Below are 19,918 nucleotides of genomic sequence, written 5' to 3'. Positions count from 1 at the left end.
GGTGAAAAAATGTTAGAAAAACGTATACCAATTCCAGTGGCAGAAGCAGTTGCACGTGTAATGGAATATGCCTACCAGGGTGAAATAGAAAAGGTTTCTCTTATAGAAAGCTACGGTAGAACGCTAGGAGAAGATGTTAATGCAGACCATGATGTTCCGCATTTTGATCGCTCTCCGTACGACGGGTTTGCAATTCGAGCGGAAGATACAATAGAAGCAAGTAGCAGTAACCCCATTCAGTTTGAAGTGATTGGCGAAATTGGAGCCGGTTTTGTTTTTACAGAAGAAGTGAAAGCATTTCAAGCTGTCCGTATTATGACAGGAGCCGCAATTCCGAAAGGGTGTAATGCAGTTGTTATGTTAGAGCTAACAGAAGGGTTTGAAGAAAATGAAAAGACATATATGAAATTAAAACGTTCTTTCTCTTCTGGGGATAACATTTCTTTTAAAGGAGAGGATGTAAAACAAAATAGCATTCTTGTGAGAAAAGGGACTGTTATTAACCCTGGAGTAGCAGCGCTTCTTGCTACGTTTGGTTATAGTGTAGTACATGTTGTAAAACACCCAGTTGTTGGGATTGTGACGACAGGGAGTGAATTACTTGAAGTACATGAACAATTAAAGTCAGGGAAGATACGAAATAGTAACTCTTATATGATTGCTGCTCAAATTGAACGAGCGGGCGGAGTTGTACAGTATTATGGACAATTCGCTGACGATTTTGAGACGTGTTATAACACTGTAAAAAAAGCGATAAAAGAAGTCGATATTTTAATTACAACTGGTGGTGTTTCAGTAGGAGACTATGACTATTTACCTGCTATTTATGAAAGGTTACAAGCTAATGTACTTTTTAACAAAATAGCGATGCGACCAGGAAGTGTGACAACTGTAGCTGAGTTAGAAGGAAAACTACTATTTGGTCTATCTGGTAACCCTTCTGCTTGTTATGTCGGTTGTGAATTATATGTTAGGCCAGTCATTAGAACATACTTGCATAAGAAAGATCCGCATGTATATCGAGCGGAAGCAATTTTACAGAAAGATTTTCCGAAAGCAAACCCATTTACTCGTTTTGTAAGAGGGAAAGTGGAAATTGTAGATGGAAAATTGCAAGTGACACCAGTTGGTTTAGACAAATCTAGTGCCATTTCTTCACTTGCAGAGGCGAACGCATGTATCGTCCTGCCGGGAGGAACGAGAGGATTTGAAGCAGGAATTACTGTTTCGGTACTTTTATTAGAATCAAACGCCGGAAGTGAGTGGCCTTGGGAAGAACCACTTCGATCATACAAATAATAGAAAAATAGATTACTAACTTATACAAAGATAAGAGGTGCAAGATGACACATACGTATTATGAAGTAATTGATACACCTATTTCAATTGAAGAAGTTACAAACAAAGTAATTCGTCGTGAATGCGGCGCAGTTACTACTTTCATTGGTACTGTTAGAGAATTTACGAAAGGCCGTCGTACACTATATTTAGAGTATGTAGCATATAAAACAATGGCAGAAAAACAGCTTGAGAAAATTGGCACCGAAGTAGGAGAGAAGTGGCCTGAGACATATGTCGCCATTACACATCGCATTGGTACATTACAAATTTCTGATTTTGCTGTTGTCGTCGCTGTTTCTACACCACACCGGGAAGCTGCCTATGAGGCAAACGAATATATTATGGAGCGTATAAAACAAATTGTTCCCATTTGGAAGAAAGAGTTCTGGGAAGATGGTGAATCATGGATTGGTGATCAGTTAGAGAAGGTAGCATATGCAAATGGTGAGCCTGGAAAGGAGTTGAGAATATGATTGAAGTACTATTATTTGCACATTTACAAGAAGAAGTAAGTAAGCCAGCATTACACATAGATTGTGAAAATATTACGGTTGCTGAACTAAAGGAAGTGCTCATTAAGAAATACAATGTAGCGATTTCAAGTGAGATCATGGTCGCTATCAATGAAGAGTATGCACTAGAGGATGACATCATTCAAACTGGCGATGTTATAGCAATGATTCCGCCAGTAAGTGGTGGTTGATTCTTTTCAGCCTAATCATGTTAGGACGTGATTAGGCTGGAGGGAATGAATATAACTATGCATACATAGGAGGGAACAGGATGAAAAGTCCTAATTTTCAATTAAGTTTACAAACTTCTAATCTAGTTATCGGTTTTATGGTATGGGTCATTTTATCATCGTTAATGCCTTATATTAAAGCGGATATTCCATTAACTGCGGGACAAATTTCTATGGTAACAGCAGTACCGGTTATTTTAGGTTCTGTTCTTCGCATTCCAATTGGTTATTGGACAAATCGTTTCGGAGCAAGAAAATTATTCTTTATTAGTTTTATTCTATTATTATTTCCTGTCTTTTATATTAGTGTTGCCAATTCAATGATGGATTTAATTATTGGTGGATTATTTGTCGGAATCGGTGGCGCAGTATTCTCTGTAGGCGTAACATCTTTACCGAAATACTTTCCGAAAGAGAGTCACGGTTTTGTAAATGGTATTTACGGTGTCGGTAACGCCGGAACAGCAATTACTTCGTTTTTAGCACCTGTCATTGCAACTTCAGTTGGCTGGAGAACGACAGTACAGTGTTATTTAGTTTTACTTGCAGCATTTGCACTTATGAACTTTTTATTAGGCGATCGTAAGGAGAAAAAGGTGAATACACCATTAATGGAACAAATTCAAGGTGTATATAAAAATGAAAAACTTTGGTTTCTATGTATCTTTTACTTTTTAACATTCGGATCATTTGTCGCATTTACAGTATACTTACCAAACTTTTTAGTATCTCACTTCGGATTAGAGAAAGTGGATGCAGGTATGCGGACAGCTGGATTCATCGTATTAGCAACAATGATGCGTCCAATTGGCGGTTGGCTAGGTGATAAATTTAACCCATTTAAAATATTAATCTTCGTATTTATCGGTTTAACACTTTCAGGTATTATTTTATCATTTATGCCTAGTATGAACGTGTATACATTTGGTTGCTTACTAGTCGCATTTTGTGCAGGGATTGGTAATGGTACAATTTTCAAACTCGTTCCAATGTACTTCTCAGAGCAAGCAGGGATTGTAAACGGACTTGTTTCAGCCTTAGGCGGACTAGGAGGGTTCTTCCCGCCGCTAATTTTAACTTTACTATTCCAACTAACAGGCCATTATGCAATTGGATTTATGGCATTATCAGAAGTCGCACTTGCTTGTTTAATCATTACAGTATGGATGTATAGCCAAGAGAAACTGTTAGTGATGTTAAAGAATCATTAATCAGGAAAAAGAACCGTCCCAAAGTATTTTGGTATGGTTCTTTTAGTAATAGGCTCTAACATGTTTTTTATTGATATCTCAACAAACGCTTGTTTTCTAAAATAATGTGGTTTTAAAATGAAAAAAAGAAGGCTTATGGGATTTTATGTTAAAATATAGATGTCAGGTGTTATTCAATTAAAGGGCAGGTTAGTTAAAGAAAGTTTAAATTTCTTCCAAAGATCGAACTAATTTTTAACATACAAATATTTAATTGAATCGGGGTGTTTAGATGAAAAAATTATATAAGTCTACTCAAGATAAACAAGTATCAGGTGTATTAGGTGGTTTAAGTGATAAGTATGGAATTGATGTTAGTATCCTTCGTATAGTAACTGCATTATCAGCCTTTTTTTCTAGCGGATTTACAGTGTTACTTTATATAATAGCTGCAATTGTTTTGCCTACAGATAAAGATATTAAGAGATAAATGTATGAACTTAAATCTAATTCAACAATCGAGAACTCAGTTTATTGTCTATTGAAAGTTTCCAAAGTAAAAGCAACAGTACGATTGTTATAAGACTGAAATGAACAACCGAAAAATCCTCATAAAACATTCGGAATATAACGAGAACGAAAGTAATAACTTTTGAATGAAACGATGACTATTGATCGCTAACGAATCGATAAATAGTCGCTCCTTTCTAAAAAACTATATATTTATATATAGAAACATATATAAATATCCCGAAATTATAAAAATATATGACGGTATTTATAACAAGAAAAAACTTCATATTTTTTAGGGCCAGATTTTTTGGTAAGGCTAATGGATATTGTGAAAAAGTACACTTAAAATAAAGAATAAAGTTTAGGTCGATAAGATAAGATTATGAATTTGTATAAATAATCCATAATTTTCTTTATGAGTCATATTTGATATGTTAAAGAAAAGAGAGGGGAGGGAAATGAAATGAGAATTTTTGATGCACATTTTCATATTATTGATTTTAATTTTCCGGTTATTGAGAACCAAGGATATTTTCCGCCCAACTTTATTGTAGAAGACTATCAGAATGAAACTCCTAATTTGAATGTAATTGGTGGAGCGATCGTATCTGGTTCTTTCCAAGGGTTTGATCAAGAATATTTATTAAAGACACTAAAACAGTTGGGTTCAACATTTTGTGGCGTAACACAATTACCTTCTACAGTGACGGATGAAGAAATACTAAATTTAAATGAAAATGGGATAAAAGCATTACGTTTTAATATTAAAAGAGGTGGTTCAGAAGATTTATCGAAGTTGGATTACTTTGCTAGAAGAGTTCATGAATTAGTAGGATGGCATAGTGAGCTTTATATGGATGCAAAAGAGTTGCCCGAAATTGCATCCACTATAGAAAAGTTACCAGCTATATCAATTGATCATTTAGGGTTATCAGAAGAAGGTTTACCACATTTATTAAAACTAGTTGATAAAGGGGTACATGTGAAAGCTACTGGTTTTGGTCGTGTCGAATTAGATGTTGAGAATGCCTTAAAGTCGATTTATGAAGTTAACCCAGATGCACTTATGTTTGGAACAGATTTACCATCTACCAGAGCGAAAAGACCTTTTGAGTATGCAGATATCAAATTGATTCAACAGCTATTTGATGAACAAGCTACCGATAACATCCTGTATACGAATGCTTTTAAATGGTATTTTAGGTAGCGTCAGGGTCTACATTTGAATTAAATGTGTCCATATTTTTTAAAGTGTTTAATCCAAATAAAATATATTTAGAATGAGGTTTTAAATGTTTGTTTTTATTATATTAGACGTAATATTACCAATATTAATATTGATGCTAATTGGTGCAATCTTACAAAGAAAGTTCCAATTTAACTTAAAGCAGCTATCTACACTTATTACTTATTGCTTGATGCCAGCAGCTGTATTTGTGAATATATATGATATTAGTATAGAAACAGGTTTGTTGCTCCAGATAATATACTATTTAATGCTTTACAGTCTGAGTGTGATGATAGTAAGTCATTTCATTTCAAAAACATTAAAGTTAGAAAAAGGAGAAAGTGCAGCTCTAAAAAATAGCATTTCGTTAATGAATTCCGGTAATTATGGATTACCAGTAAGTCAATTGATTTTTAGTCACAATCCAGTGGGGGTTTCCATTCAAATTTTTATTGTTATTTTTCAGAATATTTTAACTTATTCGTATGGGATATATAACTTACTATCAGCAACAAAAACAATCGGAAGTATTATTCGATCATTTCTAAGACTGCCTGTGTTTTATGCACTCATATTAGGGGTTCTCTTTCAATCTTTTACAATTCAAATACCTAATTCTATCTTTCTACCTCTTAATCAGCTTGGGAATAGTTTTGTTGCAATAGCACTCATATTGCTAGGAGCACAATTATCCAACATTAAGCTTAATTTTTTCCATCGAGTCATAACATGGGCTTTAATTGGAAGGCTACTGATGGGACCATTATTAGCACTTGCCATGATCTACCTACTAAACATTGATGGTATTGTTGCACAATCATTATTTATTGCAAGTTCTTTTCCTACTTCAAGAAATACATCAACCATTGCTATGGAGTATCAAATAGAGCCTGAACTACATGCACAAATCGTTTTATTTTCAACACTTTTCAGCATAATTACAGTAACTGTCGTTATTTATTTGTCATATATTTTGTTTTGAATATACGTTTAAAACCGAATAGATTTGAGGCGGTAAATGATGGACGGAAATCCCATCGATATGAGAGGAAAACAGTCTTTGATATATTAGGTGTCGTTTACAATTGTACCATGCCTGATAATCAAGCGGCTTAATTCAAAAAAGGAACCAATACAAAAAGAACAAACGCTTCTAAAAAACGTTTGTCCAAAGGGAATTACTATTTTAGCTAAGAAATAGATTATTATTTGTGAGTACGAGAAAGCTTTTTTATAAGTTTAGGAAATATAGATGTTAGTTCCTGCTTCAAACGCTTTGTAAACGATGGATCTTTACCTGAAGTTGAAATCGTTACAACATATTCACCATTTCGTATGACACCCGGTGTGTGAAACGATGATTCTGTACCATCACTTACAACGTTAACCCATTGAAAATCATGGGCAGCTTGTTTGACCATCATATTCACATCATGTTGATTTGTAGCTGCGTAAATAAGGTGAGCATCTTTAATATCATCATTACTAAAAGTTTTTTGCTTCCAAGTAATAAAAGGTAGTTCCTTCATTTCCTCGCAAATTTCTGGGCTGACAACGGTCACAAAAGCGCCTGTATCTTTTAATCCAGACGCTTTTCGATATGCAATTTTACCTCCACCAACTATAACAACTACTTTTTTATTTAGATTAAGCATAAGAGGGTACATGTCATACATACACACATTCCTCCATTCGTTCTAATAATGTCAATTTCATATATGTATCAAACTGAAGACAGTTACAAGTCGTGATGTGAGCATATTTTTTTGTATGCAACTTAATTTTTTGAAGCAACAGTCCGGTAAAGAGAAGATACGGCATGACATATACATGGGATACCGTAGATGTTATAGTCTTGAGCTCAGCAGTAAAAGAGGGTGTTCCTTTCGTTAAAAAGGAGCACGATACTTGCATACCGAGTTTTCGTTCGACAGCAGCTCCGATTTGTTGTAACTCATGTATCGGCTGTGGATCACTACTGCCTCGTCCTACGAGTAAAATACTACTATCTTGCTTTGGCATAGCTTCACGTATTCTTTTTACTACAAGTTCAACCATATATGGATGCGTACTAAAAGGTGGTACAACTGAAAATGTTATTTGAGGATATTTCTTTTGTAGTTGCTCTATTTCAAAAGGAATATCACGTTTATAGTGAGCTGCTGCAAATAATAAAACAGGTACAATCATTATTTCAGTTGCGCCCTCTAGTATCGTTTCTGTAACTGCATCTTGAATGGTAGGTGTCGTTAGTTCTAGGAAAGCTATTTTTTGAATCTGTTCGTTACGTTCTTTCATAACAGATTGAATAAAGTGAATGAATTGTTCATTACCTTCTTGCAGGCGACTACCGTGTCCAACATATACAATTCCTTTCATTGTCCCACCATGTCTTTCTTCATAATCATGTCTTGTAATTGTTGATCTACGTTATGAAACCCGACTTTCTTCGCATAGTGTAAAGTTGGAATATCGGTATATGAGAAGGGAAGAGTAAGAATATCGATAAAGCCAAGGCGTTTTATTTCTGATAGAAATGTATCAATTGAGGCACGCCCTTCAAATACAATACTATCCCATGAGAATTCAGAAAGCATACGAGAATGGACTTCATCGAAACGATGATCAATTGTATACGCATGAGTCATCATATATGACCCGGCACCAATTTTCTCTTGAATAAAAGCAATCCGATTAATATTTCTGCCTAAATAAACAGTAGTATCGGAAGAGAACTCTGCTTGTTTACTTAGTAGCCCATATTGCATCAGTTTTTCTTGAGTGGCAACGTTCAAATATTGCAGTTTCGCCTGTAAGGAACGAACATCTTTCTGATGTTTACTACATGATCGCATCAATATTTCTACACTTTCAGCTGAACAAAAAACAAGGCGATCAACGTTAAAAATTTCATTGATTTGTTCAAATGTTAATGTGTATTCTTCCTTTTTGAAAGTTGGAATTTGATATATTTCTGCACCGGCTTCTTGTAACTTTTGCACCATTGAACTTGTTTTATTTGTTGCGGATGCAAATAAAACTTTTTTACCGTGTAATGGTTTACGTTCTTTCCAAGCGATTTGATTACGTAAGGAAACGACATCACCAACAATTGTCATGGCTGGATTTGAAATATTCTCGTTTTTGACGATAGGAACAATGGTTGAAAGTGTTCCTGTGACAACGCGCTGCTTTCCGGTTGTACCCCATTCAATGACGGCTACTGGCGTATCTTTTTTCTTTCCTGCTTGTAGTAAGTTTTCACAAATTGTAGGTAAGTTTTTTATACCCATGTAGTAGGCAATTGTGTCGCTATTGTGGGATGAATTATATTTTCCATGATCGGTTAAAGGGCCTTTTGCATGCCCAGTTAATAAAGTGACGCTATTACTGTAGTTACGGTGGGTGAGGGGGATACCTGCATAGCTACTAGCGGCGATGCTAGATGTAATACCTGGTACGATTTCATATGGAACGTTCGCTGCTGCTAAAGTTTCTGCTTCTTCACCAACGCGGCCAAAAATAGATGGATCTCCGCCCTTTAATCGGACAACGATTTTTCCTTCTTGTGCGAATTGAAGGAGGTGGGCGTTAATCATTTCTTGTCGCATAATATGATTCTTTGGCATTTTGCCGCAATAAATAAGTTCACATGTTTCTTTTGTATAACTAAGAAAGAAAGGGTTTAATAAACGGTCATATAAAACGATATCTGCACGCTTTAAACAATCTATCGCTTTCTTTGTAATAAGCCCTTCATCACCTGGTCCTGCACCAACTAAATATACATATCCGTTCATAATCGCACCTCTTCTATTTTTATTTAAAAGGAAGCCAGAGGAGGCTTCCTTTCGTAAATTACATGTTTATATAAATGTCACCATCAATAACTTCTACTTCGTATGTTTGGATACAGCCGTCATCAGGTTTTTGAACTTCACCTGTTATTAATGAGATTTTCCAATCATGCAGTGGACAAAAGACGAATTCTCCAGATACAATTCCTTCTGCTAACGGTCCGTTTTTATGAGGACAACGATTTTCTACAGCTCGAATATCTCCATTTGAAAGGCGGAATAGGGCGATAGACATACCTTTCATTTGCACTTCTTTACCGATTTGAATAGGAAGGTCTTCCGCACGCATAACTTTTATTTTTTCTTTCGTTTGTATCATATAGATCACAGCTCCTTATTTCACAGTTTCTACTTCATACATCGCTTTTAATGACTTCGTTTCTAGTGCTTGTCCCCACGCTTCCGTATATGTGCTACGAGCTGTTTGGAAGCGTTCATTTAGCGTAGTCACCATACTTGCATCTTGTAGTATTTCTTTTATGTGATCGAAGCCTAAACGTTCTGTCCAGTAGGCAGTACGCTCTCCATAAATACCAGTTTCACGATAATATTGCATGTAAGCTGTAGCGATGCGAAGGACATCATCTTCAGTTGGGACAATCATTACAAAATCAGCTTCGCGTACTTCTGTACCACCATTTCCGCCAATATAAAGTTGGTATCCATTTTCGACACAAACAACGCCAAAATCTTTCGTTAGTACTTCCGAACAGTTACGAGGACAGCCCGTTACACCCATCTTCATTTTATGTGGTGTATCTACCATTTCTAATGATTGTTCAAGTAGCATACCAAGTCCTAATGAATCTTTCGTACCGAAACGGCAGAAGCGAGAACCAACACATGATTTTACATTACGAAGAGATTTTGAATACGCATATCCCGAAGTCATATGTAAGTCAGCAAATACGTTAGGTAAATCTTGTTTTTTTACACCGTATAAGCCAATTCGGCTCGCACCTGTAATTTTCACAAGAGGGACGTCATATTTTTTCGCAACTTCAGCAATTTTCATTAAATCATCAGCTGTTGTAACGCCTCCGTACATACGTGGAATAACAGAAAATGTACCATCGTGCTGAATGTTACCATTCATTCTTTCATTAACGAAACGAGATGATTTATCATCTTCATATTCTTCTGGAATCGCCATCCGTAAGTAGTAATTTAAAGCAGGGCGACATTTTGAACAGCCGTCTTCATGTGCAAAACCAAGAACATTGCGTACTTCTTTTGGAGATTTTAAGCCTTTCTCGTGAATGGCGGCTACGACTTCATCACGTGATAAAGTTGTACATCCGCACATACCAGCAGACTGCGCAGAAGCATCAAAAGCATCTCCGAGTGTATGAGATAAAACTTGTTCCACAAGCGGACGACATTTACCACAAGATCCTGCGGCTTTCGTGCAGCCTTTTACTTCTTCAAAAGTAGTTAACTCTTGCTCTAAAATGGCATGAACGATTGTACCTTTCGTAACACCATTACATCCACAAATCGTGTCATCTGCACTCATTGTAGCAACGTCAAGTTCACTTTCTTCACCAGCTTTGTGAAGAAGGGAAGCGGCTGTATATTCTTGTATATCTTCTTCTTTCTTTAACATGCTAAAGAGGCGTGTGCCATCAGCTGTGTCACCATATAAAACGATACCGACGACTTTATTATCACGAATTAATACTTTTTTATAGGAACGTTTACATTCATCAAATATTGAAATTGCTTTCGTCTGATCATCTTCATAAATTTGGCCAGCAGAGAATAAATCACAACCAGCAACTTTTAATTGCGTACCGACGATACTGCCCGTATATCCATCAGTTTGTAAATTCGTTATATGTTTCGCTAATATTGCGCCTTGTTCATAAAGAGGGGCAACAAGTCCATATGCGATACCATCATGTTCTGCACATTCGCCAACTGCATAAATGGATTCATCATTTGTAAGCATATAGTCATTGACTACAATGCCTCGATTGACAATGAGACCAGCATCTCTTGCTATTTTCGTATTTGGCCGTATTCCGACAGCCATTACGATTAAATCACAATCTACAACTTCACCATCTTCAAATTGAATGCCCTCAACATGTTCTGTGCCAAGAATTTTTACAGTTTTCTTTTCCATTAAAAACTTCATGCCTTGTGCTTCTAAATCTTCACGCAGAAGAGAAGCTGCTTTCGTATCTAGTTGTTGCTCCATTAAGCTAGGCATTAAATGAACAACATGTACGTCCATTCCTAAGTCAATTAGACCTCTTGCGGCTTCTAAACCGAGTAACCCGCCACCAATGACAACGGCCTTTTTCTTTTCTTTAGCGGTATCTATCATAAATTGTGTATCTTCAATAGTTCGAAATCCTGTTACACCAGAAAGAGTGGAACCTTCAACAGGTAAAATAAAAGCGCTAGAACCTGTTGCGACAATGAGTTTGTCATATGTAACAGTACGATTCTTTTCTGTGATAATGATTTTTTCTTCACGGTTAATACTCTGAACTCTTTCATCTGTATACAAGTTTATTTCGTTCTCCTCATACCAACTGTATTCATTCATAATGATATCTTGCATATTTGTTTTTCCTTGTAAAACATGAGAGAGCATAATGCGATTGTAGTTTGGATGCGGTTCATCTCCAAAAATAGTAATCTCATATAAATCACTATCATGTTTTAATATTTCTTCGATACAACGTATGCCAGCCATACCATTTCCGATCATAACTAAACGTTTTTTCATTTTCGTTTCCCCTTTTTATGTGAAATATTGAACAAAGGATTATATTTTTATTATAGAAAATTAAATAAGGGGGAGATGTGATATTTATCACATTTTTATAATGATTCACAAATTGTTAAAATTCGGATTTATGTGAAGAGATGAGTGAAAGGGAATTTTTTATGTGGGTAGATAGGTTAGGTGGGGGAGTGAAGAGACACCCACCTAATTAAAAATTTAAATTATGCGGTGAGAAACTCTACTTATCACCGATGTTAGACTTATTTAACGGAGAGATTATTGCGTATACCATTGACTCAAGACCAACCTATTCACTTGTCTCAAGGATGTTAGGGAAGTCTTTTCAACAATTGACGGAAGGAGACAACCTCCTTATTCACTCTGATCAAGGCTGGCACTATTAAATGAAGAAGTATCGTTATGCCTTAAAAGAACGCAAGATTACTCAAAGTATGTCCCGTGAAGGGAACTGTTACGATAATGCGGGTATTGAGAGTTTTTTTGGTATTATGAAATCTGAATTTCTTTACCTAAAAGATTTTGAAAGCATAGAACACTTTAAACAAGAATTTGAAAAATATATCAATTAGTATAATCACAAACGAATTAAGGGAAAATTAAAAGGCATGAGTCCGGTACAATACCGAATTCATGCCCTAAAGGCTGCCTAATGAAAGGACCTGTCTAACTTTATGGAGTCAGTTCAATCCAATTGTGTTCGTTGTATTTGCTGCAAAGAGGAGACACATCAAGTGTCTTCTTTTGTCTGTATTCGCGTACATTATTATTTATCTATGACCATGACCGAAATGTCCGCCACCGAACCCACTGCCAAATCCGCCACCAAATCCGCCACCAAATGGTGGAGTAACAGGTATTAATAAACCACCAGGGCCAGGTCCATGTACTCCACCCATTCCTCCGCCCCATGGACTAATAGGTACTAATGCACCAGGACCATGTCCATATGGGTCTGGATAATGAACATCGTAATGGCAGCTACCTGGTCCAAATGGACAGTGAAGATCTACATGTGGTCGGGGATAAGATGAATATCCATTGTTGTTCATAATAAAATTCCTCCTAAAATAAAAAAATTAAAGTTCCTGTTTTAAACTATGTCTTTAAATTTTGGTGTGTATAGGTTTATTGATAGGTCAGACAAGCCAAAATTTAAAAACAGAAGGATTTTTTATGATACACTTTGGATATCTCAACCCCGAAAAACACGAAATCATTAGGCGGCATATACCTTTATGAAAAGGTTAGTAAAAACGTTTGAAGAACCAACAGTCCTCATTATAGATAAGGCACCCACATTAATTTGTACGTTCAAGAAATTAAAGGAAAAGGATTGATTCGAACCATTTATGACGAACATGATGGGCTTTATGGTTATCGTCGTATTCGTGATGAACTTACGAATCGCGGACGTACAGTAAATCATAAAAAAGTGTATCATATCATGAAGGAATGGGGATTAAAATGTCTCGTAAAGGAAACTGTTACGATAACGCAGTGATTGACAACTTCTTTGGCATCATGAAGTCAGAATGTCTGTATCGAAAAGAATTTAAGAGTATAGAACATTTTAAGAAAGAACTAGCAAAATATATAAAGTACAATAATCATAAAAGAATTAAGGCAAAACTAAAGGGGCATGGGCCCGTTACAATACTGGACCCATGCATAAAAGGTTGCCTAATGAAATAATCTGTCTAACTTTATGGGGTCACTTCAAAGCATGTATACTCATGTCCTGCACTGTATTTAAGCTTTCTTAATGGCACGTGGAAATAAAATATTATTTTCTAAATGAATATGCTCAAATAAATCAGACTCTAGCGATTCAAGACGTTGGTAGACAAGTCGATAAGTACCGCAAGCGCCTTCTGGAGGAGTAAAGTCATTTGTCACTTTACGAAGTTCTTTTATAATATTTCCAGCATGATTATGCTCATTTTCTAGTTCATCTACTACATTACGTAACTTTGCATAATTTTCATCAGTTGGATTTTGTTCAAATTCTAAAATTAATGGGAAGTCTTCCGTTTCTTCTTTAATTAAATGCTGTTCTAATTCCATCTTTAGTTCATGAAATAGCTTATGAATTTGAGCTAAATGAGGCTGACTTGCTCCATGAACACGTAACACTTTCGTCACATAAGGACTTAATTGTGGCAACTCTTCATTTAAATAACGATGATGCTTATTTATAACATAATCAATCAATTCGCGATAAGAAGCACTTTTCCAATCAATTTCAGATTCATTTAATCGTTTCGTATTATGATAAAGCGTATTTAACTCTGTAATTACTTCATCCGCCGATAAATTTCTTTCATGAATTGCATCAATAAGTGGCTTATTACCACCACAACAAAAATCTATTCTATATGATTTAAAGAGATCACTAGCTTTCGGAAATTGTGTGACAATCTCACCAACAATTGAAGTTTCAGTAAATGTATGTTCCATATGAATGCCTCCATAAAGTTTAAATGTAATATCTAAATTAAGAATAGCGATAAATGAAAAACAATGTGGTGATTGAAATCACTTATAATGTGTCAGTTTTGAGAATAATAGGAGTGTTATAAACGGAAGAGAGAGGAGGTAATTAGTCACCATACTATTTGATAAAAAAAGAAGCTTATTAGAAGCTTCTTTTTTATTACTATTTTTCACATGCAACTCCATCGCCATCACGATCAAGTTTAGAGCTATAACCGGGTTGCTCTCTATATAATGGAGCTTTTCCAGCATTTTTAACTTCAGTACAATTTTTGTAAGTTACATTACTATTGTTACTTGCAGCAGGTTGTGTTTGAGCTTGCTGTGCTTTTTTCTGTTCCTCTTGTTGTTTACGAGCTTGTTCATCAGCTTGGCGTTTTTGCTCTTCTTGTTGCTTACGAGCTTGTTCATCAGTTTGGCGTTTTTGCTCTTCTTGTTGTTTACGAGCTTGTTCATCAGCTTGGCGTTTTTGCTCTTCTTGTTGTTTACGAGCTTGTTCATCAGCTAGACGTTTTTGCTCTTCTTGTTGTTTGCGAGCTTGTTCATCGGCTAGACGTTTTTCATCCTCTTGCTTACGAGCTTGCTCTTCGGCTTGGCGTTTTTCATCCTCTTGCTTTTGAGTTTTCTCGTCCGCTTCTTTCTTTTTATCATCTTTTTTCTCTGCCTTATTAGAAGCGACTTGTTTATTTGTTGCTGTCGTCTTTTCAGAAGAAGGAGCTGAAATACTTGATAATGCAACAAAAATGACAAATAAAATAGCAGTGATAATAAATTGTTTTTTTGCTACACCTGTCTTTTTAATTACGGATAAGATTGCTAGAACAAGGAAAAAAATAAATAAAATTAAACTTAAAGTAGCAAAAAAATCGATGACTGGGTGTTCAGATTTTGTAGTGCCCATTCCTATTAAGAGAATTGAAATCATAAAAAGAATAACAGTAGGACGACCATATTGTTTTGCTTTTCCATTTTTCTTAAAGAATGAAATGATACATAGTATTAAAAGAATAAAAGCAATAAAAAATAAAGCTGCACCAATATTACTCAAAATCGCCATTTTTATACCTCCATTTGTAAGATTTTCACTATTGATTATATAGGAACTTATTGGATATTACACGATTTATATAAATTTAGAAAATTAGTATTTTTAATAGACTTATAAACATTTATTTCGTATATAAGGAAAAATAGATATATTCCCTATTACATTTTTAAAGAGAATTCATAAAGTATAATATATAGATTGAAAGGAGGGGGTTTAAATGGAATTTCAATTATTGGTAACTTGTATATTACAAGAAGGTAATGCTTTCTTTTTAGTAACGAAAGTAGACGATGTTATTACGTTAAAAGTACCGATTACTGCGGGAGTAGCAGGTTTATTCTTAGCTTTAGGTGTACCAAGATGTTCTTAATTTAAGTTTCTAGAGTAGAAGGGAAGGGATATACCTTTCTCTTCTACTCTTACATAATATGATTATGTAAACTAAAATATGTTTTGTAATAGCACGTTTAAAATGGACATGCATATACTATAATGTTTCATTGGATGTTAGTGATGAAAGGTAGTTTTCACACGTGCATGTAGTGATGTTCATTAAGTTATGAAATTAAAGAGGTGCTATTATATATGAAAAGAAGAACATTGGATATTCCAGTTACATTGCGAAGAGAGTGGTTTTTAATAGAATTAGCCCATTTAACGAAAAAATATGGAATTGAAATTGCAACTAGCAAAATGGAAGCTGCACCGTTTTTAAGAGATCAAGTTACGGAATCAAAAATAGGATCAGGGCTCCAATACGATAAATATGATGATGAGTATATCATTGATTTATAAGAAAGAAGCTGCGTATAAAAGGTTATGAAATAGACCTTTTATACGCAGCTTTTTTAGCTAGAAATATGTTGAGAAATTTTTAATGAGCTTAATAGGAAAAGGAATGAATACATGTTGAGAGAATAACGTTTCATAAGAAAGGACAGTTACTAGTTATTTCACCTGCAAAAATAACTAGAGTAAAATAGTGCTTCCTTTCAAAAAAGGGGGAATGTTAATGAGGATTTTGAAAAGGTGTATGTTATTATTTCTCGCATTTTTTATTATAACTCCGATGGCTGTTAGTACGAAGGTAGAGGCGGAGGAAGTAAAAGAAATTAAAACGGGATTTCCAGATAAAGAAGTATTTACACCTGGAGAATGGTTTTTAGGTCAAAAACCTGCTAATTACGATGAGAATAAGCCTCCAATTCTTTTTGTACAAGGAAGGAATGGGAATGCTGATAGTTGGTATGGAAAGACAGTGTATCACGATATAAATGATATGTATGACTATGCTTTAAAAGCAGGCTATCAAACAGTATTTATACAATTATATGATGCTGCTGGGAAAGGGTCAGCTAGTCAGTGGGACAACGGAAAATTGTTAGCACAAAAATTAGAAGAAATATATAATCACTTCGGTAAAAAAGTTAATATTGTAGCACATAGTAAAGGCGGTATCGATACACAGGCTGCATTAGTAGGATATGGTGCAAATCGATTTGTAGGAAATGTTATTACGCTTGCGACGCCACATCATGGCTCAAATTTAGCGGACTTATCATATAGTTGGTGGGCAGGATGGCTGGCTTCTATTTTAGGTCAAAAAGATGATGGTACGTACTCATTACAAATGGGCGAAATGGCAAAATTTCGTTCAACGATTGATAATAATCCAGCAGCTAAATTAAACCGTTACTATACGGCTACTGGGACTAGCTGGGGACCAGTATTTTCTGCGCTATCTATGGGCGGGTTATATTTGTCATCATACGGTTCAAATGATGGACTAGTAAATGAGTGGAGTGCTAAGCTGCCATATGGAACGCATTTATTTACAGATTCCAGATTTGATCATGATAATATACGAAAAGGATCTTCTGTTTTCTCTCGAATTGAACCATATTTACGTACAGCAAGTGTAGCCGTACCGGCTTTAGTAGCATCCAGCACTAGTTCAAATGAAAATATAGAACAATTAAATACAACTTCAAATCAAAACATATTAGGAGGAGAATTGCCACAAAATCAGTGGATAGAGCAAACTGTTACGGTTGATAAAAAAGCTGAAGGAATAGTTTCTATCTTAACAGCGTCTTCGGATGTAGAAGTACAAATGATGTCTCCAAAAGGAAAAATATATACAAATAAGGATAGCGTTATTACTACTGGTGAAGGTGAATCTTTCTTTGGTGGTGCGACAATTAGAACATTTAAATTTGATAAAATGGATGTAGGAGAATGGAAAGTTAAAATGATGGCGAAGCAGTCGAAAGATGCATTTTTAATCGTAAGCGATTACAATAGTGGTGCACCATTTGTTCTCCAAATGCCTACAAAAGTTAAAGTGAATAAATCTGAGTATAAACTGAAAAAATCACCTGTGGCACCTGAAATGAAAGGGGATCTTTCTATAACAGTAAGAGTAGTTAATAAAGAAGGGAAACTAGTCTCTGAATACAATGAATTACAAAAGGGTAATAACAATACGTTTACTGGTGCTTTGAAGGACATAAAGCAACCAGGAGTATATAACGTTACGATGGATATAAAAGGGACGAATAAAGAAGGACAACCGTATAATCGTACAATTGTTAAGTCGGTTTATGTGGAGAAGTAAGAAAGAATGAGAAGTTTTTAATATAAAAAGTACCGAACTTTTGTAGTAGAAGAGTTCGGTACTTTTTTCATGTTTATTAGATTAACAGAAACGTACAATGGAATTTATGTTTGATTATAGGAATTAAAAGAGCATTATTCAATAAAAAAGATGCTGAAATAGCATCTGAATGTGAAGAGGATTATTAACTTAGTTTTATAACTGTTAATTCAACTGAATTAATACCATTATCACAAGTTGCAATACTTTGACGATTAAAACCACTATTATTTTTCAGTTGAAGAGTGGAATTAGCTGTCACTGTAACAATCGTTTCGCCTGCTAGTTGAAGACATTCGTTATTTGATGAAGTATTCATTTGGAAAGCGAAATCACCTTGACTATTAGCAAGTGGATTATTATTTAAAAATATAGTCATGACTGGAATATGTGGAAATACAGGATTTGAAGTAGTGTTAATCGTTGAAATGAAAGAAACTCTATAATCACCAGCTTGACTAAATTGTATAGTAGTAGGATTTAGTAAGGAAACTCCTCCTGCTATAGGGCCAACGTGATTAAATGGAAAAGGATCTCCAAAAGGGACAGTTATAAACTCAGTTTGCCAAAAAGTGCCGTATGCTGGACAGCTTTTTTTATGTGAATGGTCGCATGAACATTTTTTATAGGAGCTAGAAGAGGAGTTGCATGAACATTTTTTATATGAACTGGAAGAAGAGTTACATGAACATTTTTTATTTGAATTTGAAGAATGATAGTATGAACCCAATATATGACCTCCTATTATGAATGAAGTGTATACTCATAGTATTTTATGCTTGTCTTATATAAAAGGTGATAGATTTGGAGTATAAAGTGCTAATACGATGAAATGTAGTAATAGAATAGTAGCTGTAACGATTTTGAAGAAGACAAGGTTGATGTTTTGGTGGAAATATCAGTGGAATATCTTGAAAGATTGAAGTAAAGCGGGCACTCATATTTTACATGTGAAAGTAAAACCATTATCCTCAGTTGCAATGATGTGATCGTTTAAGTGAATGTCTATTTTGAAGTGTTTGTATATTAGAGTTTGTGGTTATTATCTTTTATTTACGTAGTGGGGCAGGAAGAAGACGAAAAGTATCGAATGAATGTACATATGTAGCATTGTTTGCTTTTGGTGTGAATAGTAATAAAAGATACGTTGAAATATTTTAAACCGTAACAAAAGAGCGATTAAATAATAGAGGGAGCAACTTACATGGAAAATATATTAAAGGTATCTTCAAAATCAAAACCAAATTCAGTAGCAGGTGCAATAGCTGGTGTACTAAGAACAAGTGGCAATGTGGAAATTCAAGCGATTGGGGCGGGTTCTATAAATCAAGCGATTAAAGCAATTGCAATCGCAAGAGGATTTGTTGCTCCAAGTGGTATTGATTTGGCCTTTGTTCCAGCATTTCAAGAGGTTACTATTAATGATCAAGAAAGAACGGCGATTAAATTAATTGTAGGTCCTAGGAAGAGAAGGTCTTAAAAGAAAGTGTTGATATGAATAATTTGGAAAGGTTGATAGATAAAGTAATAAAAAGACCACTCTCATTTTGATATGATCCCCTTATAGTAGACAGTAAAAAGAAAGCACATTAATCTGTTTACTATGGAGGGGATTTTTCTATGGGCAAAATTAGAGTAACTTATGATATAGAATTTAAGAAAAAAGCAGTAAATTTATACTTGAAAGAAGGAATGGGATACAAAACGGTTGCTAAAGAATTAGGAATTGATCACTCGGTAGTAAGACGTTGGGTGAAACACTTTGAAGCTGAAGGTATCAAAGGACTAGAAGAAAAACGTGGTAAAACGAAAGGTCCAGGTATAGGTAGACCAAAAAACAATCCAGAAGATCCAGAAGCTAAAATGAAACGATTAGAAGCGGAGAATGCAATGTTAAAAAAGCTCTTAGGGATGTAAAAGGAGGAGTGGAATCTGTACCAAAAACGAGAAAGTTTGAAGCCATCAAAGGGCTATCAGAAAAAGGTTATGCAGTTACCATTCTATGTGATATAGCTGGAGTAACTAGAGGTGGGTACTACAAATGGATTAAGCGACAGTTGACGCCTTCTGAAAAACAATTGGAAGATAC

The 19,918-nt window shown here is 35.1% G+C and carries 22 protein-coding genes and 3 pseudogenes; 16 read left to right on the top strand and 9 right to left on the bottom strand.

The genetic code is table 11. From position 1 onward, the window contains the following. Window positions 1-9 precede the first annotated feature (9 nt). From JDS82_RS10965 to JDS82_RS10935, 7 genes are all read left to right on the top strand, one after another. Window positions 10-1,299, top strand: coding sequence for a molybdopterin molybdotransferase MoeA (locus JDS82_RS10965; protein ID WP_199713236.1), 1,290 nt, complete (start codon window positions 10-12; stop codon window positions 1,297-1,299). A 44-nt stretch (window positions 1,300-1,343) separates the two neighbouring features. Further along, entirely contained in the window at window positions 1,344-1,814 is a 471-nt protein-coding gene (locus JDS82_RS10960) for a molybdenum cofactor biosynthesis protein MoaE (RefSeq protein WP_199713234.1), read from the top strand. After that, window positions 1,811-2,044 carry a molybdopterin converting factor subunit 1 gene (gene moaD / locus JDS82_RS10955; protein ID WP_000573670.1) on the top strand — a complete coding sequence of 78 codons (234 nt, stop codon included), beginning with the start codon at window positions 1,811-1,813 and terminating at the stop codon, window positions 2,042-2,044. Before JDS82_RS10960 ends, moaD begins: the two co-directional genes overlap by 4 nt. An 80-nt stretch (window positions 2,045-2,124) precedes the next feature. Then, window positions 2,125-3,294: a nitrate transporter NarK gene (gene narK / locus JDS82_RS10950; protein ID WP_000841868.1), complete on the top strand. Its 1,170-nt coding sequence runs from the start codon at window positions 2,125-2,127 to the stop codon at window positions 3,292-3,294. A gap of 271 nt (window positions 3,295-3,565) precedes the next feature. Continuing rightward, on the top strand, window positions 3,566-3,763 hold the full coding sequence (locus JDS82_RS10945) for a PspC domain-containing protein (protein ID WP_000737851.1): 198 nt from the start codon (window positions 3,566-3,568) through the stop codon (window positions 3,761-3,763). A gap of 486 nt (window positions 3,764-4,249) precedes the next feature. Next, complete coding sequence (locus JDS82_RS10940) at window positions 4,250-4,993, top strand: amidohydrolase family protein (RefSeq protein ID WP_199713233.1); 744 nt, start codon at window positions 4,250-4,252, stop codon at window positions 4,991-4,993. An 85-nt stretch (window positions 4,994-5,078) separates the two neighbouring features. Then, window positions 5,079-5,996, top strand: a complete 918-nt coding sequence (locus JDS82_RS10935; protein ID WP_000497511.1) for an AEC family transporter — start codon at window positions 5,079-5,081, stop codon at window positions 5,994-5,996. A 223-nt stretch (window positions 5,997-6,219) separates the two neighbouring features. Here JDS82_RS10935 and JDS82_RS10930 read toward each other — a convergent pair whose 3' ends face one another. Genes JDS82_RS10930 through nirB form a run of 5 tightly spaced genes read right to left on the bottom strand, consistent with a single transcriptional unit; the run spans window position 6,220 to window position 11,611 of the window. Next, window positions 6,220-6,690, bottom strand: a complete 471-nt coding sequence (locus tag JDS82_RS10930; RefSeq protein WP_000272176.1) for a precorrin-2 dehydrogenase — start codon at window positions 6,688-6,690, stop codon at window positions 6,220-6,222. Further along, on the bottom strand, window positions 6,683-7,393 hold the full coding sequence (locus tag JDS82_RS10925; protein ID WP_199713232.1) for a sirohydrochlorin chelatase: 711 nt from the start codon (window positions 7,391-7,393) through the stop codon (window positions 6,683-6,685). Before JDS82_RS10925 ends, JDS82_RS10930 begins: the two co-directional genes overlap by 8 nt. Then, window positions 7,390-8,814: a uroporphyrin-III C-methyltransferase gene (locus JDS82_RS10920; protein WP_199713231.1), complete on the bottom strand. Its 1,425-nt coding sequence runs from the start codon at window positions 8,812-8,814 to the stop codon at window positions 7,390-7,392. The genes JDS82_RS10925 and JDS82_RS10920 overlap by 4 nt, the downstream gene beginning before the upstream one ends. Window positions 8,815-8,872: 58 nt before the next feature. After that, window positions 8,873-9,190: a nitrite reductase small subunit NirD gene (nirD, locus tag JDS82_RS10915; RefSeq protein ID WP_000616689.1), complete on the bottom strand. Its 318-nt coding sequence runs from the start codon at window positions 9,188-9,190 to the stop codon at window positions 8,873-8,875. Window positions 9,191-9,205: 15 nt separating this feature from the next. Continuing rightward, window positions 9,206-11,611, bottom strand: coding sequence for an NADPH-nitrite reductase large subunit (gene nirB, locus JDS82_RS10910; RefSeq protein ID WP_199713230.1), 2,406 nt, complete (start codon window positions 11,609-11,611; stop codon window positions 9,206-9,208). A 212-nt stretch (window positions 11,612-11,823) separates the two neighbouring features. Here nirB and JDS82_RS10905 point away from each other — a divergent pair. Next, window positions 11,824-12,282, top strand: a pseudogene (locus JDS82_RS10905) (IS3 family transposase); the annotation flags it as partial. A gap of 117 nt (window positions 12,283-12,399) precedes the next feature. On the opposite strand, the gene JDS82_RS10900 reads toward JDS82_RS10905, so the two are convergent. After that, window positions 12,400-12,681, bottom strand: coding sequence for a hypothetical protein (locus JDS82_RS10900; protein ID WP_064056664.1), 282 nt, complete (start codon window positions 12,679-12,681; stop codon window positions 12,400-12,402). Between the two features lie 128 nt (window positions 12,682-12,809). Here JDS82_RS10900 and JDS82_RS29720 point away from each other — a divergent pair. The 3 genes and pseudogenes from JDS82_RS29720 to JDS82_RS30355 form a co-directional block, all read left to right on the top strand. Then, window positions 12,810-12,963: pseudogene (locus tag JDS82_RS29720) on the top strand (IS6 family transposase); the annotation flags it as partial. Further along, window positions 12,936-13,133, top strand: a complete 198-nt coding sequence (locus JDS82_RS30360) for an IS3 family transposase (protein ID WP_428830803.1) — start codon at window positions 12,936-12,938, stop codon at window positions 13,131-13,133. The pseudogene JDS82_RS29720 and the gene JDS82_RS30360, both read left to right, overlap by 28 nt. Next, window positions 13,097-13,324 (top strand): annotated as a pseudogene (locus tag JDS82_RS30355) (IS3 family transposase); the annotation flags it as partial. The gene JDS82_RS30360 and the pseudogene JDS82_RS30355, both read left to right, overlap by 37 nt. 57 nt (window positions 13,325-13,381) lie before the next feature. Here the strand turns inward: JDS82_RS30355 and ric are convergent. Beyond that, window positions 13,382-14,089: an iron-sulfur cluster repair di-iron protein gene (gene ric / locus JDS82_RS10890; RefSeq protein ID WP_071742716.1), complete on the bottom strand. Its 708-nt coding sequence runs from the start codon at window positions 14,087-14,089 to the stop codon at window positions 13,382-13,384. Window positions 14,090-14,288: 199 nt separating this feature from the next. Then, window positions 14,289-15,188: an excalibur calcium-binding domain-containing protein gene (locus JDS82_RS10885; protein ID WP_471659784.1), complete on the bottom strand. Its 900-nt coding sequence runs from the start codon at window positions 15,186-15,188 to the stop codon at window positions 14,289-14,291. A gap of 202 nt (window positions 15,189-15,390) precedes the next feature. Between JDS82_RS10885 and exsG the strand changes: the two genes are divergently transcribed. The 3 genes from exsG (at window position 15,391) to JDS82_RS10870 (ending at window position 17,790) form a co-directional block, all read left to right on the top strand. Next, on the top strand, window positions 15,391-15,543 hold the full coding sequence (gene exsG, locus JDS82_RS10880; RefSeq protein WP_000395678.1) for an exosporium protein ExsG: 153 nt from the start codon (window positions 15,391-15,393) through the stop codon (window positions 15,541-15,543). Between the two features lie 215 nt (window positions 15,544-15,758). Next, window positions 15,759-15,968 (top strand): hypothetical protein, encoded by a 210-nt coding sequence (locus JDS82_RS10875; protein WP_000830260.1) that lies wholly within the window; start codon window positions 15,759-15,761, stop codon window positions 15,966-15,968. A 238-nt stretch (window positions 15,969-16,206) separates the two neighbouring features. Further along, a complete protein-coding gene (locus JDS82_RS10870; RefSeq protein ID WP_472926241.1) occupies window positions 16,207-17,790 on the top strand; it encodes an esterase/lipase family protein in 1,584 nt (527 codons plus the stop codon). Window positions 17,791-17,974: 184 nt separating this feature from the next. Here the strand turns inward: JDS82_RS10870 and JDS82_RS10865 are convergent, their stop codons facing one another. Further along, the gene (locus JDS82_RS10865) at window positions 17,975-18,559 is read right to left on the bottom strand and encodes a hypothetical protein (protein WP_002085940.1); all 585 of its coding nucleotides are present in this window, start codon (window positions 18,557-18,559) and stop codon (window positions 17,975-17,977) included. Window positions 18,560-19,033: 474 nt separating this feature from the next. On the opposite strand from JDS82_RS10865, the gene spoVS reads away from it, so the two are divergent. Together spoVS and JDS82_RS10855 are read left to right on the top strand one after the other, a co-directional pair. Next, window positions 19,034-19,309 (top strand): stage V sporulation protein SpoVS, encoded by a 276-nt coding sequence (gene spoVS / locus JDS82_RS10860; RefSeq protein ID WP_000427789.1) that lies wholly within the window; start codon window positions 19,034-19,036, stop codon window positions 19,307-19,309. A 140-nt stretch (window positions 19,310-19,449) separates the two neighbouring features. After that, window positions 19,450-19,746 (top strand): transposase, encoded by a 297-nt coding sequence (locus JDS82_RS10855; RefSeq protein WP_000516529.1) that lies wholly within the window; start codon window positions 19,450-19,452, stop codon window positions 19,744-19,746. The last annotated feature ends 172 nt before the right edge of the window (window positions 19,747-19,918 follow it).

Origin of the sequence: Bacillus cereus group sp. N14 (assembly GCF_016483555.1) — a bacterium.
GTDB lineage: Bacteria > Bacillota > Bacilli > Bacillales > Bacillaceae_G > Bacillus_A > Bacillus_A wiedmannii.
The sequence above is the reverse complement of the archived record's forward strand: the minus strand, read 5'-3'. Positions and strand labels throughout refer to the sequence as shown.